At 42.1% G+C, this 15,505-nt stretch carries 13 protein-coding genes; 6 read left to right on the forward strand and 7 right to left on the reverse strand.

Features of this window, described 5'->3' with window-relative positions:
- Positions 1-508 precede the first annotated feature (508 nt).
- The 3 genes from J0X14_RS15875 to J0X14_RS15885 all read left to right on the forward strand — a co-directional run bounded on the left by J0X14_RS15875 (position 509) and on the right by J0X14_RS15885 (position 1,926).
- Positions 509-841 (forward strand): single-stranded DNA-binding protein, encoded by a 333-nt coding sequence (locus J0X14_RS15875; protein WP_207098802.1) that lies wholly within the window; start codon positions 509-511, stop codon positions 839-841.
- Positions 842-972: 131 nt separating this feature from the next.
- Positions 973-1,389, forward strand: coding sequence for a hypothetical protein (locus J0X14_RS15880; RefSeq protein WP_207098803.1), 417 nt, complete (start codon positions 973-975; stop codon positions 1,387-1,389).
- 108 nt (positions 1,390-1,497) lie between these two features.
- Entirely contained in the window at positions 1,498-1,926 is a 429-nt protein-coding gene (locus J0X14_RS15885; RefSeq protein ID WP_207098804.1) for a hypothetical protein, read from the forward strand.
- Between the two features lie 278 nt (positions 1,927-2,204).
- Here the strand turns inward: J0X14_RS15885 and J0X14_RS15890 are convergent, their stop codons facing one another.
- The 6 genes from J0X14_RS15890 to J0X14_RS15915 form a co-directional block, all read right to left on the reverse strand.
- A complete protein-coding gene (locus J0X14_RS15890) occupies positions 2,205-3,044 on the reverse strand; it encodes a phosphatase PAP2 family protein (RefSeq protein ID WP_207098805.1) in 840 nt (279 codons plus the stop codon).
- A 29-nt stretch (positions 3,045-3,073) separates the two neighbouring features.
- On the reverse strand, positions 3,074-3,976 hold the full coding sequence (locus J0X14_RS15895) for a histone deacetylase (protein WP_207098806.1): 903 nt from the start codon (positions 3,974-3,976) through the stop codon (positions 3,074-3,076).
- A gap of 14 nt (positions 3,977-3,990) precedes the next feature.
- Positions 3,991-6,114, reverse strand: coding sequence for a Tex family protein (locus tag J0X14_RS15900; RefSeq protein ID WP_207098807.1), 2,124 nt, complete (start codon positions 6,112-6,114; stop codon positions 3,991-3,993).
- A gap of 48 nt (positions 6,115-6,162) precedes the next feature.
- A complete protein-coding gene (gene metG, locus J0X14_RS15905; protein WP_207098808.1) occupies positions 6,163-8,238 on the reverse strand; it encodes a methionine--tRNA ligase in 2,076 nt (691 codons plus the stop codon).
- Between the two features lie 160 nt (positions 8,239-8,398).
- Entirely contained in the window at positions 8,399-10,123 is a 1,725-nt protein-coding gene (locus tag J0X14_RS15910) for a DUF1501 domain-containing protein (protein ID WP_207098809.1), read from the reverse strand.
- 11 nt (positions 10,124-10,134) lie between these two features.
- Complete coding sequence (locus tag J0X14_RS15915; RefSeq protein WP_207098810.1) at positions 10,135-11,646, reverse strand: DUF1800 family protein; 1,512 nt, start codon at positions 11,644-11,646, stop codon at positions 10,135-10,137.
- Positions 11,647-11,815: 169 nt separating this feature from the next.
- Between J0X14_RS15915 and J0X14_RS15920 the strand changes: the two genes are divergently transcribed.
- The 3 genes from J0X14_RS15920 (at position 11,816) to J0X14_RS15930 (ending at position 14,948) form a co-directional block, all read left to right on the forward strand.
- Complete coding sequence (locus tag J0X14_RS15920) at positions 11,816-12,175, forward strand: YraN family protein (RefSeq protein ID WP_207098811.1); 360 nt, start codon at positions 11,816-11,818, stop codon at positions 12,173-12,175.
- 57 nt (positions 12,176-12,232) lie between these two features.
- Positions 12,233-12,892 (forward strand): aspartate kinase, encoded by a 660-nt coding sequence (locus J0X14_RS15925; RefSeq protein ID WP_207098812.1) that lies wholly within the window; start codon positions 12,233-12,235, stop codon positions 12,890-12,892.
- A 73-nt stretch (positions 12,893-12,965) separates the two neighbouring features.
- Positions 12,966-14,948: a DUF3352 domain-containing protein gene (locus tag J0X14_RS15930; RefSeq protein ID WP_207098813.1), complete on the forward strand. Its 1,983-nt coding sequence runs from the start codon at positions 12,966-12,968 to the stop codon at positions 14,946-14,948.
- Here J0X14_RS15930 and J0X14_RS15935 read toward each other — a convergent pair.
- Positions 14,945-15,448, reverse strand: coding sequence for a VOC family protein (locus J0X14_RS15935; protein WP_207098814.1), 504 nt, complete (start codon positions 15,446-15,448; stop codon positions 14,945-14,947). The two genes, J0X14_RS15930 and J0X14_RS15935, sit on opposite strands and share 4 nt — an antisense overlap.
- Between the last annotated feature and the right edge of the window lie 57 nt (positions 15,449-15,505).

A 15,505-nucleotide genomic window follows, 5' to 3' on the forward strand; every position in this document is an offset into this window, starting at 1 on the left:
AATATAGGGTGGCTGACTGCTCAAACAGAACCAATTGAAGGACTAGATGAAGCAGGAATTATGGAAGTCGCTAGGCAATCCGCTAGAGGGCTTGGACTTATTTAATTTATTTGCCTCGGTTTTGGCCGTTTAGTCAGGACTAAGCCTTCCCTTGAAAGCGGGAAGGGTATTGACAGGGCGTTTCGTTCTTTTCCATGTAAGACTTTGTTCTGACCTTTCAGGTCGGCAGGATGCTCACGCAATGGGCTTCCGATTCGGTGGAAGCCTAACCGTGGAACATAGTACTTACCGTTCAAAAAAATGGGATAACACCCTTCCAAGAGAAAAACATGCTATTTAGTGTAATCTGATATATAGTTCCCAAGGGTATCTATTTCCAATTATTTACATCCGTTTACAAACGAAAACAAATGATTTAAGACCGACTCCTGTTTTTCGGCGGTTTTATGTTTGCCCTGTCGAATTGCAAGTTCGGCGGTATAAACTGTTAATCCTTAAATCTTTTATTATGAATTCACTTAAAAACAAAGTACAGTTGATTGGAAACTTGGGTAATGACCCAGAATTGATTACCATGGAAAATGGCAGCAAACTGGCCAAATTTTCAATCGCTACCAATGAAACCTACAAAAATTCCGAAGGCGAAAAAGTAACTGACACCCAATGGCACAATGTAGTAGCCTGGGGGAAACTGGCCGAAATCGCGGAAAATTACCTTACTAAAGGCAAAGAAGTGATGATAGAAGGCAAGTTAATGTCGCGTTCCTATGAGACCAAAGAAGGAGAAAAACGCTACATCACTGAAGTTAAGTGCAACGAAATGTTGATGTTGGGAAAATAGAATGTTTTGTAAATCATCGGAAAAGGGGGCAATTTGTCCCCTTTCTTTTTCTTTACCATGTTTTCAACATAACTTAATATAGAACTGCGTAACGCTTGGGGTGGTTTTACGTCTAATGAAGAGAGATTGCTATGAAAACAAAAGCCCTATTATTCGTTTTTATTCTATTTCCTGGTCTTGTTTCCTTGGCGCAGGGAAATGCTGTCATTAATGACCTCCTATTTTATGAAAGGCTGGCAGAACGCGATGCTGCCTACGAGCAATCGGTCCAGTTTTCCAACGAACAAGATGAACGGGACTACTGGAATGATCAGAAGAACTTTGAGAATTTGCTCCAACAAAAAAATCCAAAGGCCTATCAGGTGTATATCAGCAACAAGGCCCCATCCTATATTGATCACATTGAACAATGCCAAAGCGAATGTGTGCATGGCGATTTTTATAAAAGAGAAGCTGCCTTTTTCCTACTAAAAGCTTCCCAAGACCCACTGCGGGAGTTGTCACTTTCCAATGCTGCCAAAGGAAAAGTTCCGGGGCAATTCAAATAAGGTAATTTCTAACATTCAACTTTTTTAATTAGGGTATTTCTCCTTTTAGTTGTTCTACTATTGAAAACCTCAACTTTCGTAATCAAGTTTAATCGTAAAACTTAAAATATGAAACGGTCAGGTTTTGTTCTATTCCTTCTGATTTTTACCTTCTCCAATTCCATTTTGGCCCAAAACCATGATGGAAATCCCAATGCTAAAAAAATGTCTTTTTACTCACAGCTAGCCCAAAAAGATGCCGCTTATGAGCAGTCTCTGGTCTTGCATAGCGAGAAAGATGAGTTGGATTTTTGGAAAGACCAAAAACGCTATGAACAAGACTTAAAGAAAAGTGATGAAGCGGCCTACAGAACATATATGAAAGAAAAAATAGAGGCCTATCATCAACATTTTGCAAGTTGCTCCATTTCTTGCTATCACACAAAACAACACCTTGAAAAGGCCAAAACGTATCTGTCTTATTCCAATGAAGAAAATGATAGGGTAATGTCAGAAAACCGTGTGCTGGAGAATTTTCGTAAAGGAAGGATGGAATAGTTTAAAAAAACAAATCCACTGATATAGTGGATTTTTCTAAGCAACTTTCTTTAAAAGGTCAAAGCAAGGACATTTTTTACACCGTTTGCTTTCCTTTTTCTTGTATTTCTCACAGCATTTTGACTTTAAGTTGCCATGGGATGACAATTCTTTCAGCAATGCCTTTTTAAGCTTCTTTTTCTCCTTCTTTTTACCCATCAATGTGTAAACTGGTGGACGAAAATAATTATTTTAAATCAATCTAAATAAAAATTTAACACAATTGTAGTTTCAATCACTTAAAAATGAAGTGATACCCCCATGGTATTGGGACCGAATGAAAGATTCCAACTCACATTTTTAGGATTACGGCTGTTGTACTTTTCATCGTACTTTGAATCCAAATACTTGTCAATGGATTCCACAATAAAAATACTCAACACCGTACTGAAAGCCACATCAGAAACCCAGTGGAAATCATCCATGACCCGCACCAATCCGGGTATGGATCCTACGGTATATAGACCTATTTTCACCCAAGGACTTTTAAATTGTTTGGCAATGGCATACGCATTGCTAAAGGCCAGCATAGCATGCCCTGATGGAAACGAATCATAGTCATAGACCCTATCCAAGTGAAACGGGTCAAATGTACTCGAGCTTGCACCACTTTTTGGTCGGGCCCTCCCAATTATACGTTTACTGACCTGTTGCAGAAACCCTCCGGCTGTGGCTGAAGAAATCAGGAGAACCCCAGTTCGTCGCAATTTTTCATTTTTGGTAAAAAGCCCGGCCAGATAAACCCCTCCAGTCAGCATATAATTGTTTTCAGGGCTTCCGTATTCGTGGCCGTAATCCATTACAAAATCCGGCACATCCTCACGAAAACCATTTTTCCAATCGTTTAGTTCATCGTCCACAGTAAAAAGAAGCAAGGTTCCCCCCGCCAAATAACCAAAGTTGGCCCAGTCATTTCCCTTCCAATGAAACGGACGTGAATAGGAATAGCCGACCCCACCAAACATATTACCTACATCATAGGTGAAATTATTCCAAAGTGTTTTCTCTTTTTCAGATGGAAGCTCTTGGCCCATCATAGGCAAAGCAAACAGTACGATAAAGTATTTTACGAATCTCATTGAGGTTGAAAACTAAGTAGTCGGTAAAATTAAGCATAAATATCCTGTGCCAATCGAAATGTATTGGCATGCGCTTCCACAATTATTTTGATATCGGGGGAATAACCACCACCCATGCTGCATTGTACCGGAATTTTGGCATCGTGGCAGGTTTGCAATACAAAACGGTCGCGCTCCTTGCAACCCTCCAAGCTCAGTGCCAACGTTCCCAATTTGTCCGAAGCTAGCACATCCACACCGCAGAGGTAGAAGATAAAATCGGGTTGCACTTTTTCCAACAGTTCGGGAAGCGTCTTTTTTAATATAGAAAGGTATTTTTGGTCCGTAGTTCCCTTGTCCAAGGGTATATCCAAGTCCGAACTTTCCTTTTTAAAGGGGTAATTACCTTTGCCATGCATGGAAAACGTAAAAACAGAATGGTCGGTCTTGAATATTTCTGCTGTGCCGTTACCTTGATGAACATCCAAATCAACAATTAAGATGTTGTTGGTCAATTTCTTACGATTAAGGTATCGGGCGCCAATGGCTTGGTCGTTCAACATACAAAACGCCTCTCCACGGTTAGAATAGGCATGGTGCGTACCCCCGGCAATGTTCATGGCAATGCCATTTTTCAAGGCAAACTCGCATCCTTTTAGGGTTCCATCTGCAATAATGCGTTCTCGTTGTACCAATTCCTTACTCAATGGAAATCCAATTCTTCGGGCTGCACTTGGAGTCAGCTCTAGATTGACCAAATCTTTGAAATAAGTAGCATCATGGACTTCCAAAATAGGGGAATCATCAGGAAGCGAAGGCTCAAAAAAATTAGCTTCGGTACAGGTTCCTTCATGAAGCAGTTGCTGGGGCAGCAATTCATATTTCATCATGGGAAATCGATGCCCATTCGGCAAGTGATGTTTGTAAATAGGGTGGTACGCTATTTTAAGCATTGGCTGTAATTTCTTTATTGATGCAAGGCCAGCTGAATCCGTTTTCTGGCAACATCAACATCCAAAACCTTGACCACCACTTGTTGATGAAGGCTCACATGTTCGTTGACATCTTTTACAAAGGAATCCGATAAATTGGAAATGTGGATGAGTCCACTTTCTTTAATACCGATATCCACAAAACAACCAAAATTGGTAATGTTGTTTACAATTCCGGGTAACAATTGACCTTGACGCAGATCTGTAATTTCCCGGATGTTTTGATTAAAAGTGAATACTTTTGCCTTTTCCCGGAGGTCCAATCCCGGTTTTTCCAGTTCCTTTAGAATATCCTCCAATGTAGGCAATCCAATGGTGTCCGTACAATAGGATTGCAGGTTGATTTTCTGTAAAGCTGATGTATTTCCGACGATTTCTTTCAGTTGGATGCTTTGATCTTTGGCCATTTTGGCGACGAGACTATAGCTTTCGGGGTGCACGGCGGAATCATCTAAAGGATTAGTTCCATTTTTGATGCGTAAAAATCCAGCACTTTGCTCAAAAGCCTTTCCACCCAAACGAGCTACTTTTTTGATTTCCTCTCTGCTTTCAAAAGCCCCATTTTCATTTCGATAAGCCACGATATTCTCGGCTAATTTTGGTCCAATCCCCGAAACATAGCTCAGTAAGGGAATGCTGGCCGTGTTAATGTTCACCCCAACAGCGTTCACGCAGCTTTCCACTACCGAATCCAATGAGGATTTTAACTGGGTCTGGTCCACATCATGTTGGTATTGCCCCACACCTATGGATTTGGCATCGATTTTCACCAATTCAGCCAAAGGGTCGGCCAAACGACGACCAATGGAGACCGCACCCCGTACCGTAACATCGTAATTGGGAAATTCATCCCGGGCAATCTTGGAGGCGGAATAAATGGAAGCTCCAGCTTCGCTTACCACAAAAACCTCAATGGGATTTTTAAAAGAAATGCGTTTTACCAATTGTTCGGTTTCACGAGATGCCGTACCATTCCCAATGGCGATGGCCTCAATTTTATAGGCATCGACCAAGGTGCTTATTTTTTTAATGGCTCCTGAGCTATCTCGCTGCGGTGGATGGGGATAAATGGTCTCGTTGTGTTTCAAATCGCCCTGCTCGTCCAGACATACCACTTTGCAGCCTGTTCGAAAACCAGGGTCAATGGCCAAAATACGTTTTTCACCCAGGGGAGCACCAAGGAGCAGTTGCTTTAGGTTTTTGGAGAACACTTCAATGGCCGAAGCATCTGCTTTTTCTTTCGCACTTTTTAGGAGTTCATTCGAGAGGGAGGGTAGCAAAAGACGCTTGTAGGCATCTGCAATGGCCCATTCTATTTGTTCTGCACAGGCATTGTTCGATTTGATGATGCGCCGTTCCATATTTTGAAGAGCCCTTTCATCATCAATCTCAATTTTTACTCGGATAAATCCTTCTTTTTCGGCACGCATGATGGCCAAAAATCGGTGCGAAGGACATCGGCCCAACAGTTCGCTCCAATCAAAATAATCCTGGAACTTCTGGGCCTTTTCATCCTCTTTTTTGGTCTTCACCACTTTAGTGGTGATAAGCGCATGTCGCTCTAACTGATTACGGAGTTGGTTTCGGATATCGGTACGTTCATTGATCCATTCCGCAATGATATGTCGGGCTCCTTCCAGTGCCTCATCTTCATTGACCACATCTTTACTAAGGTATTTTGAGGCAATAAACTCGATTTCATCATTGCGTTGCGCCATAATGATTTTGGCCAGTGGCTCAAGACCATTTTTCCGGGCCGTTTCCGCTTTGGTCTTCTTGCTTTTTTTGAAAGGGAGATAAAGATCTTCCAAACTGGTGAGATCCGTACAGTTTTGGAATTTTGCCTGCAATTCGGGTGTTAGGACTCCCTGTTCCTCAACTGCCTTAATAATGGCCGCCTTTCTCTTTTCCAATGCCTCAAACTGCGCTTTGTACTGCACAATGGCCCCAATTTGAACCTCGTCCAGATTTCCTGTCTTTTCCTTTCGATAGCGTGAAATAAAGGGAACGGTGCAATCTTCATTCAGCAGAGCCACAGTGTTCTCCACACTTTTTGCTGAAATCTGGGTGTGGTGTATGATAAAGGGAACAAGCTGCATTTTCTTGATTCGTTAAGTATGATTTGTAATTGGGGCTTATTTTAAATATTAATTGATGGTTTCCCCATTCCCAACCCCATCCTCATCCGGATTCAAGAAAACGAGTTTTCCTTCTTTGTTCTCCGTCATCAAAATCATACCCTCACTTTCAACGCCACGGAGTTTTCTGGGTGCCAAATTCACCAAAACAGTCACTCTTTTGCCCACAATATCTTCCGGTTTAAAACTATTGGCAATCCCTGAAACAATGGTCCGGGTATCGAGACCGGTGTCCACTTTTAACACCAAAAGTTTATCGGCTTTCGGCATTTTTTCGGCTTCAATGATGGTTCCCACCCTCATGTCCAGCTTGCTGAAATCATCGTAGGTAATGGTTTCTTTTTGTGGGGTTACCTCTTTTTCCATTTGCGCATTGGTTTTTTTAGTGGCTTCTAGTTTGTCCAATTGTTGTTGAATCTCAGCGTCTTCAATTTTTCGGAAGAGCAGCTCACTTGGGTTGATTTGGTGACCTGAAGGGAGCAAAGTTTCTTGGGAACTTAAATTGTTCCAGTCGGTCTCGACTCCGCTCGACCTGACATTGAGAATGTTCTTTAATTTATCTGAAGTGAACGGTAGAAAAGGCTCGCTGAGAATGGCCAATCCTGTTGCAATCTGAAGCGCTACGTACATGATGGTTTTTACCCGTTCCTCATCGGTTTTGATAAGTTTCCAAGGCTCGGCATCGGCCAAATATTTATTTCCCAAGCGCGCCAAGTTCATCAATTCTTGACTTCCCTCACGGAAACGGTAGCGCTCCAACGAATTGGACAGGATTTCAGGATACCCTTTCAAGGTTTCCAAGGTTTCTTTATCTATAGCCTCAAACGCATTGGGATTGGGCACAATTCCATCGTAATATTTATGGGTCAAAACGGCCACACGGTTCACAAAGTTGCCAAAAATGGCCACCAGTTCGTTGTTGTTCCGAGCCTGAAAATCCTTCCAGGTAAAATCATTGTCCTTGGTTTCTGGCGCATTGGCCGTTAGTGCATATCGAAGCACATCTTGCATATCTGGGAATTCTTCCAAATATTCATGCAACCAAACCGCCCAATTTTTGGAAGTGGATAGTTTGTTGCCTTCCAAATTCAAAAACTCATTGGCTGGAACATTTTCTGGTAAAATGAATTCGCCGTGAGCTTTGAGCATGCTTGGGAAGATGATACAGTGAAAAACAATGTTGTCCTTACCGATAAAATGAACCAGTTTCGTCTCTTTATCCATCCAATACGGTTTCCAATCCTTTCCTTCGCGTTCTGCCCATTCTTTGGTGGATGAAATATAGCCAATAGGTGCATCAAACCATACATAGAGCACTTTTCCTTCGCCACCTTCAACCGGAACGGGAATTCCCCAATCCAAATCACGGGTAACGGCACGGGGTTTTAGACCTTCATCTATCCAAGACTTACATTGCCCGTACACGTTGGGTTTCCAGTCAGATTTGTGACCTTCCAGAATCCATTTTCGTAAAAAATCTTCGTACCGATCTAAGGGCAAAAACCAGTGCTTGGTCTTTTTTAGAACTGGAACACCACCAGTGATGGTAGATTTTGGGTTGATGAGGTCAGTAGCATTCAAGGAAGAGCCACAATTTTCGCACTGGTCGCCATAGGCTTCCCCATGACCACATTTGGGGCAGGTACCCACCACAAATCTATCAGCCAAGAACTGCTGTGCCTCTTCATCATAGAGTTGTTCGGTCTCTTCCTCAATAAAATCGCCTTGCTCGTACAGTTTTTTGAAAAAATCCGAAGCCGTTTCATGATGAACTTCGGCGGAAGTCCTTGAATAATTGTCAAAAGAGATTCCAAAGTCGGCAAAGGACTTTTTGATGATATTGTGGTATTTATCAATAATTTCCTTTGGGGTAACTCCCTCTTTTTTGGCCTTCATGGAGATGGCCACCCCATGCTCATCGCTACCACATACAAAAGCTACATCGTGACCTTTTAATCGCAAATAGCGGACATAAATATCCGCAGGTACATAAACACCCGCCAAATGACCAATATGTATGGGTCCATTGGTATAGGGTAGGGCTGAAGTGATAGTATATCTTGAAGGAGCTTTTGTCTGAGACATGTACAATTCTAATTAAGCTCCAAAAATACTCATTTTACGAGAAGCCTAAAATGGGATTTGGATTAAAAAAGGAAACCTCCAAATTGTGCTCCCTAAATTGGGGTGAGGTGATGCACAATCGGAGGTTTCCCGAAATGGATGATATAGATGTTCCGCTTTTTTACATGATCATTACAGACTTACTCATGCGTTGGTCCGCTACGGATATACGATAAATGTATTTTCCAGTGGACAGACTGTCCCGCACTCGTTCCCTAATATTGATTTCGGTGGCACCTTCCAATAACATTTCATTGAAAACAGTACCCACTTTTTGTCCCAAAATGTTGAAGAGTTCAATATCAACATGGGCGGCAAAAGGCATATCCAAATGGATATGGGGCATCCGTGGAGATGTTGGTGGATAATAAGGTGTGTGTACAATGTTGTTCACCAATTCTGGATCTGGTGTCATACCATCTTCACTTGGTGGTGTTTCCGGAAATGTTGGCGGATCGTTGTCCATGGCAATGTCATCAAACTCCTCACCACTACAGTTAAAACCTAGATCAATAGCCCTGTACGTGTAGCCCAATAAATGCTGCTCCACAGCAGTTCTAGGTACGCAAAGCCATTCTGCAAGTACGGTTCCGTAGAGATCTCTAAAATCCATGGTGTACTCCAAGTTACCCCTACTGTTGGGGCTATCCAAAGATGGGTGGTCGCCCACAAAAGCACTTCCGTTGAGTCCTGATCCAAAGAATAGGGTAGGAGCCGCTTTTCCGTGATCGGTACCGTTGGAACCATTTTCAAAGATTCTACGACCAAACTCAGAAAAAGTCATGCTCAATACCTTATCATCTTGTTCGGTACAGGCCAAATCCTCATAGAAATTGTTGATGGCAATGGAAAGATTGGACATCAGTTGCTCGTGAACGATGGGTTGATTACCATGTGTGTCAAATCCGCCCATGGAAATCATGTAAACTTTTGTTCCAAGATTTCCTTTAATCAATTTGGCCAAAAGTGATAATTGTCTGGCAAAACCATTATCCTGATATTCCACGCAGGTAAGGGCATCGCCACGCTCATAAGCTTCGTGGATTTTGCCGGCGTACTCGTAAGTGGTATTGGCCACCCCACGCAAGAAACGAAGTTGATCACCGTACATACAGTCATCAAATGGGGCCGTTTCAATATCGTAGAACAATCCGGTTTGGGCAATTTCTTCCAACTGATCAATATTGTTGGTCACAAAGGCATAATTGGTCTCTTCTCCCTGGAAGACCAAATTGGACAGGTTTCCAATTTGAATGGCCGCAGGTGCCTCTGGTGGGTTGATCAAATAATCTGGATAGATATTTTCAAAATGCCTACCCATCCAACCAGTAGGTTCACCGGTAAATCCAGTCGTGTTTAGATCGGTGTTGGCAAAAATATCGGATCCGGTAAAATGGGACAGACTTTGGTTTTCGTACCCCACACCATGAACGGCCTTAAACTGTCCTTCGCCCCATAGGGGTTCTAAGGAGCTCATGTAGGTGGGTACACCAAAATCATCGGTAAGTTTTAGGACTTTACTTTCAGGGATGTAGATGTTGGGCCTAGCATTAGCATAAGTATCATATTGTTGTATTGGGATGACCGTGCTCAATCCATCATTTCCTCCTGACAAGCGAATCAGAATCAATATGTTGTCAGTTTCTGCGGCGGCAATGGCGGCAGTTAGGGGTGATGGGGCAGAAGCCGAAATAAAGTTGCTTCCCAAGAACATGGAACCAGAACCGGCAATACCCAAGGCTTGGATAAAGGACCGTCTGCTCCAATTTTTGTGTTCCAAATCGTGGCCTTTGTGTTCAAGACCTTTGTGTGGAGATGTATGGTGGTTGTGGTGATTATCGCACATAATGGTAGGGGTTATTTAAGTTGAAATTCGGGTTCTCTGGACAAATGACGCAAAAGCACATACACTTGGGTAGGTGCCTCCATGCTCACTGCCAGCATCCAAAGGCTCAATCCGCCCGTAATATAATCCGGGGAATAATAATTCTCTGGTACATCGTCAATTTTGAAGGCATCCATAGCCTTTTCAAAATCGGCGTCCGTCAACAGGCCTTTGGGAGTAAACTTGTTCACCAAGGCCCTAACCACTATTTCAGGATTGCTGGTATTGCTATCGGCAGCACCAACAGCATCCATGGCCAATGTCCTGAACTGCTCTGGGTTATCTTGAAAAAAGCGTTCCAAGAATACTTCAGAAGTCAGCCATCGCCCAATAATAAAATTGGAGTTGATCCACTGGCGATCGCGTTGCCATCCAGCAACATCATAGGGATCAAATAATTCTTGACCAATTAGTCCGGCTGAATCTATCAGATTTATTATGGTACCGTCATTGTATGCAAATCCGGTTTCCTTAACTAAATGGAAGTATAGGTCAAAAGGACTTTTAATGATTACCCCAATGGCGGTTTCATCAAAAAAGTGTTGACTCTTGAGCAATTGGCGCAATACCGGGGCAATTTCAAAATTGTTTGCAATAAAGGTCTGAGCCATCCCAGCAATGATATCCTGTGCATTGCCACCTTCTTCTCCAGATGAATCGGGGTGTACGTAATATTCGTATAGTTTCATGCAGATGAAACCAGCAATCTCATTTGCTCTTTCATTAAAGAGAATATCGATTACATCGTCATAGTCCCAATTTCCAGTCTGACCTAAAATGGTTTTACTGCCTGTGTTAAAGTCTTCGGGATTAAAGGTCACTTGGGTACAGCCTTCTTCACCTCGTTCTGTATATCCAGAAATGGCCTTGGCTGTTTCTATAATATCATTCTCGGTATATCCATTACCTTCTCCCAAAGTAAAGAGCTCATAAAGTTCACGCGCGTAGTTCTCGTTGGGATTATCACCTCGGTTTCGGACTCCGTCCAAATAATAGAGCATGGCGCTGGTAAGTCCAATTTCATGAACAAAAGTCTTGAAGTTTCCGAGGGCGTTACGTTGCAGGCAATTCATGTAGTAGTACAAAAATTGGTTACAATTGTACACATCCAACTCGGTCACAAAGTGGTTGCTCCAGAAGAAACTCAAACGATCCCGGACACTGTTGTCCATAAGAGCATTCCCGTAAGCGGTTGTGAATTCCTCCAATTGGGCACGTCTCATTTCCCTGGCCAAATCGTCATCGGCGGGATAATTGGAATCGTTCCAATCTGCCCAAGCCGGGGCTGGAACCACTGGAGCCGCAAGGGCTTGATTTATTAAGTTGTCTACTAAATTTCCCGCTGTTTGTCCAACAGCAGCGTTAATGGTCTGTACTGAGGCACTGAAACCAAGCCTCCTGTACAAGTGGGCAGCACGTAACTCGTCCAAGGGAACAGTATACGGCGCCAACGTTGAGGAATTACAATTAATGAAGTATTCCATAGCAATGTCTGGCGTTAATTAGGTACATAGTTTTGGGGCAACTATATGTTTAGTTAACGTTGGGCGTGGTTCAATTCAGCCAACAAATTACAATCTAAACGCTTTAATCACCGTGAACTACCAAATTTTTCGATGAACTGCATGGTTTTTTTAATATTTTTCCAAATCTATGGGAAAACATAATGAATTTGGAAAGCAAGGTGAAGCACTGGCCGTAGCATTTTTATTGAATAGGGGTTATGAGATTTGTGCTCAAAATTATCGCTATCTAAAGGCTGAAATTGATATCATTGCAAGGCAAGGGGAAACAGTGGCCATTGTTGAGGTAAAGTCACGAAAAATGGGGTTTTTAGAGGATATTTCCACTACAATCAACGCTAAAAAAAGGAAGCTTTTGGTCTTGGCAGCAGATCATTATGTCCTAGAAATGGATTTAGATGTAGAGGTGCGTTTTGATGTGATTACCGTGATCCAAAAAGGAACAGATTTTGAAATTGACCACTTGGAAGATGCTTTTTATTTTTTCTAACCATTTGTTTGTTTTGTAACAATATGTTATTTTTGTACCAAATCAAACCAAACAATAATGAAAACAATTTCTGCAGTAGTTGAGCATTACATTAAAAAGAAGCCTTTTCTGCAAACCGCACTTGCACAGGGAATTATTAACCTTACTTCCTTATCGAGACAAATAAAACCTGAAATTGCCGATGCTTTGGGCAAAGATGTAAAGGACGGAGCCATTGTAATGGCACTCAAGCGCCTTTCCGATGATTTGGAGTTCAGGGCCACCCACAGGATTGTAAAGGTGCTCAAAAATATTGGTGAGATAACCGTGCGATCTAACCTTACGGATTATACCTTTTTAGCATCCGATACCATTCTACAACAACAAGCCCGATTGTTGGAAGAAGTCAATGAAAACCAAGATGTTTTTTATACGTCTTCCCGTGGGGTGAATGAAATCAACATTGTGATCAGCAATATTATGGACAGTGTGGTGGAAAAATACTTTAAACACGAACGTTGCACCCAAAAGGCTGAAGGACTGTCTTCCATCACCGTAAAATTACCCGCTGAAAATGTTTCCGTTCCTGGGATTTATTACTTTATTTTCCAACGCTTGGCTTGGGAGGGCATTGTGCTTTATGAGGTAATTTCCACTACCAACGAGTTTACCATTTTGGTGAATGAGGAGCAAGTGGATGTCGCCTTCAAGACCATCAAGGACCTTAAATTGTTATAGGACTGCTTTCTTTCACAGTGTTTTAGACTAAAATGGCCCCAATCCCGTTTTAGAACAAGACACTTTTGGAAGAATGACCAAAAAAAGAATCTTTTTCGGACTGTTGGCCCTTTTGGTGCTCTATCTGTGCTATTTGGCCTATGTTTTCATCCTTTCGCCAAAGACCAATCTGCAGTCCATTTACCTTATTCCGAAGGATGCCGTTTTTGTGGTGGAATCAGAACATCCTGTTGACAGCTGGAAGAAAGTCAGTGAAAGTGAAGCATGGCACCACCTTCAGAAAAACAACTACTTTGCTGAACTGACGGAGAACATCCAAAAAGTGGATACCGTCTTCCAGAACAACCATAACCTTTTTGAGTTTTTTGATGGGCGGTCCCTTTTTATTTCCATCCACATGATTTCACCCAAGGATTATGGGATTTTTTATGTGTTGGATTTAAAACGTATCGCCAAGCTGCAACTGCTCAAAAGTTATTTCAACACCCTGCTCAACGAAGATTATGTATTGAGCAAACGAAACTATCATGACCACGAAATTTTGGAGGTGCATGATCGAAAAAGTAAGGAGACCATGCATCTGGCCTTTATCAAGAACCAGTTGGTGGCATCTTATACCCATACACTTGTGGAAGCTTCCATTGACCAATACCAAGAGCCTGTAATTGGGCGTAACCTCAATTTTATTGAAATCAACCAGAAAGTGGGGCATGAGGATTTGTTCCGCATGTATGTGCAGTACAATTACATCGATGATTACATAAAACGATTTACAGACCAGCCATCGGATTGGGTAAAGCGAGCTAGTGAAAACTTCCTCTTTTCCGGTTTTTATTTTGATTTGGACAAGAACGGCACCTTGGTCGCCAATGGGTTTACCAATATAAGTTCCGTCAACGAAAATTATTTGGAGGCTTTGCAAAAGTCGGGAACCGCAGAACGCACCATTCCCCAAATAGCACCGAAACGTACCGCACTTTACATCAGTTATGGGTTTGATAGCTTCGCTGAATTCTACACGAATTTTGAAATGGTTCAGCAGAACGACCCCAAACAATTTGAAAACTATCAAGCAGGAATTGAAAAAGTGGAAAAGTTCCTGAAAATTGATGTCAAGGAAAACTTTGTTAGTTGGATAGGGGATGAAGTAGGACTATTGCAGATTCAGTCCCATATTTCTAAAGGAAAAAACGATATGGCCCTTGTTTTGAAGGCTAACGATATTGAAAAAGCGAAGACAAATCTGGGCTTTGTACTCAATCAAATCCGAAAAAAGACCCCAGTGAAATTTAAGGCTGTCAACTACAAAGCGTATGAAATCAATTTTCTGTCCATAAAAGGATTTTTCAAAATTTTACTGGGGAACAGGTTTGAAGAGTTTGATAAACCTTATTTCACCCAAATTGGGGATTATGTGGTTTTCAGTGATAACCCCAACACCCTGAAAAGCATTATTGATGATGTGGTGGATGGGGAAACCCTGTCCACTTCAGAGGAGTTTAGGAAATTTGATGGCCGTTTTGAATCTGAATCGACCGTTTTTGTCTATAGCAATATTCCAGTGCTCTACAATAATATGTATGCCTTGGCAGATGGCACTACGAAACAAAAAATGCGTAAGAACAAGGATTTTATCATCTGCTTTCCCCAAGTTGGATTTCAACTTACCCCTGAGGATAATTTATTTGAAAGTCGATTGGTGCTCAACTATCAAAATGTAGAGGAGGTAAAGAAGAATTCCCAGTTTGAGGACAAGGTTCAAATCCCAAATTCCAAAACCCAAAACTCAAATTCCACAGAAATTACTGAAGCTATTTTTGACCTCAAACCCATTTACCCCACAGATCTCAATGCAAAATCCTTTAGTAGAAGCTATGCGAATGGTTCTGTACGCTTTGAGGTCGACCTCAAGGATGGGTTAAAGCATGGTCGCTATACAGAATATTACTCAGATGGCACTGAAAAAATCACCGGCCGTTTCCGTAATGATGAGCAGGTAGGCACTTGGCGGTATTATGATTCGGATGGCAAAATGGTTTTGAGAAAACGATTCTAACCCTTTTTCAATTCATTCAAGAGTTCATTCAAATCTAAAGATTTAGTATACATATCCAAAGAACCATCCTCTTTTTGCGGCCATTCTTCTTGTGGTCGGTCCCAATACAGCTCCACACCATTTTCATCGGGGTCATTAAGATATAATGCTTCGGAAACCCCATGGTCTGCTGCACCGGTCAAGGAATAGTTTGCTTCCAATAGTCGATTGAGGATGGTAGCTAAATCCTTTCGAGTTGGATATAGGATTGCCGTATGGAAAAGCCCAGCCGATCGTTGTGGAGCAGGTTGGGCACCTTTGCTGTACCACGTATTCAATCCAATATGATGATGATATCCCCCCGCCGAAATAAAGGCGGCTTGGTCACCGTAGGTTTGGGTGAGTTCAAAACCCAAAAGCCCACAATAAAAATCCAAGGCTCTTTGCAAATCGGAAACTTTGAGGTGTACATGGCCAATTCGAGTTTGGGCTGGAACGGAATACGCGGGTAATTTATCCATAGCTGTAATGATCAAATGCAAAGGTAGCCATTGGGATGATTCCAATAACAATTGTTA

Origin of the sequence: Allomuricauda sp. CAU 1633, assembly GCF_017313225.1 — a bacterium.
Lineage (GTDB): Bacteria > Bacteroidota > Bacteroidia > Flavobacteriales > Flavobacteriaceae > Flagellimonas.

Excerpts from the sequence above, each read along its gene's own strand:
- J0X14_RS15875 (WP_207098802.1), top strand. The coding sequence starts at position 509 with ATGAATTCACTTAAAAACAAAGTACAGTTGATTGGAAACTTGGGTAAT.
- J0X14_RS15880 (WP_207098803.1), top strand. The coding sequence starts at position 973 with ATGAAAACAAAAGCCCTATTATTCGTTTTTATTCTATTTCCTGGTCTT.
- J0X14_RS15885 (WP_207098804.1), top strand. The coding sequence starts at position 1,498 with ATGAAACGGTCAGGTTTTGTTCTATTCCTTCTGATTTTTACCTTCTCC.
- J0X14_RS15890 (WP_207098805.1), bottom strand. The coding sequence starts at position 3,044 with ATGAGATTCGTAAAATACTTTATCGTACTGTTTGCTTTGCCTATGATG.
- J0X14_RS15895 (WP_207098806.1), bottom strand. The coding sequence starts at position 3,976 with ATGCTTAAAATAGCGTACCACCCTATTTACAAACATCACTTGCCGAAT.
- J0X14_RS15900 (WP_207098807.1), bottom strand. The coding sequence starts at position 6,114 with ATGCAGCTTGTTCCCTTTATCATACACCACACCCAGATTTCAGCAAAA.
- metG (WP_207098808.1), bottom strand. The coding sequence starts at position 8,238 with ATGTCTCAGACAAAAGCTCCTTCAAGATATACTATCACTTCAGCCCTA.
- J0X14_RS15910 (WP_207098809.1), bottom strand. The coding sequence starts at position 10,123 with ATGTGCGATAATCACCACAACCACCATACATCTCCACACAAAGGTCTT.
- J0X14_RS15915 (WP_207098810.1), bottom strand. The coding sequence starts at position 11,646 with ATGGAATACTTCATTAATTGTAATTCCTCAACGTTGGCGCCGTATACT.
- J0X14_RS15920 (WP_207098811.1), top strand. The coding sequence starts at position 11,816 with ATGGGAAAACATAATGAATTTGGAAAGCAAGGTGAAGCACTGGCCGTA.
- J0X14_RS15925 (WP_207098812.1), top strand. The coding sequence starts at position 12,233 with ATGAAAACAATTTCTGCAGTAGTTGAGCATTACATTAAAAAGAAGCCT.
- J0X14_RS15930 (WP_207098813.1), top strand. The coding sequence starts at position 12,966 with ATGACCAAAAAAAGAATCTTTTTCGGACTGTTGGCCCTTTTGGTGCTC.
- J0X14_RS15935 (WP_207098814.1), bottom strand. The coding sequence starts at position 15,448 with ATGGATAAATTACCCGCGTATTCCGTTCCAGCCCAAACTCGAATTGGC.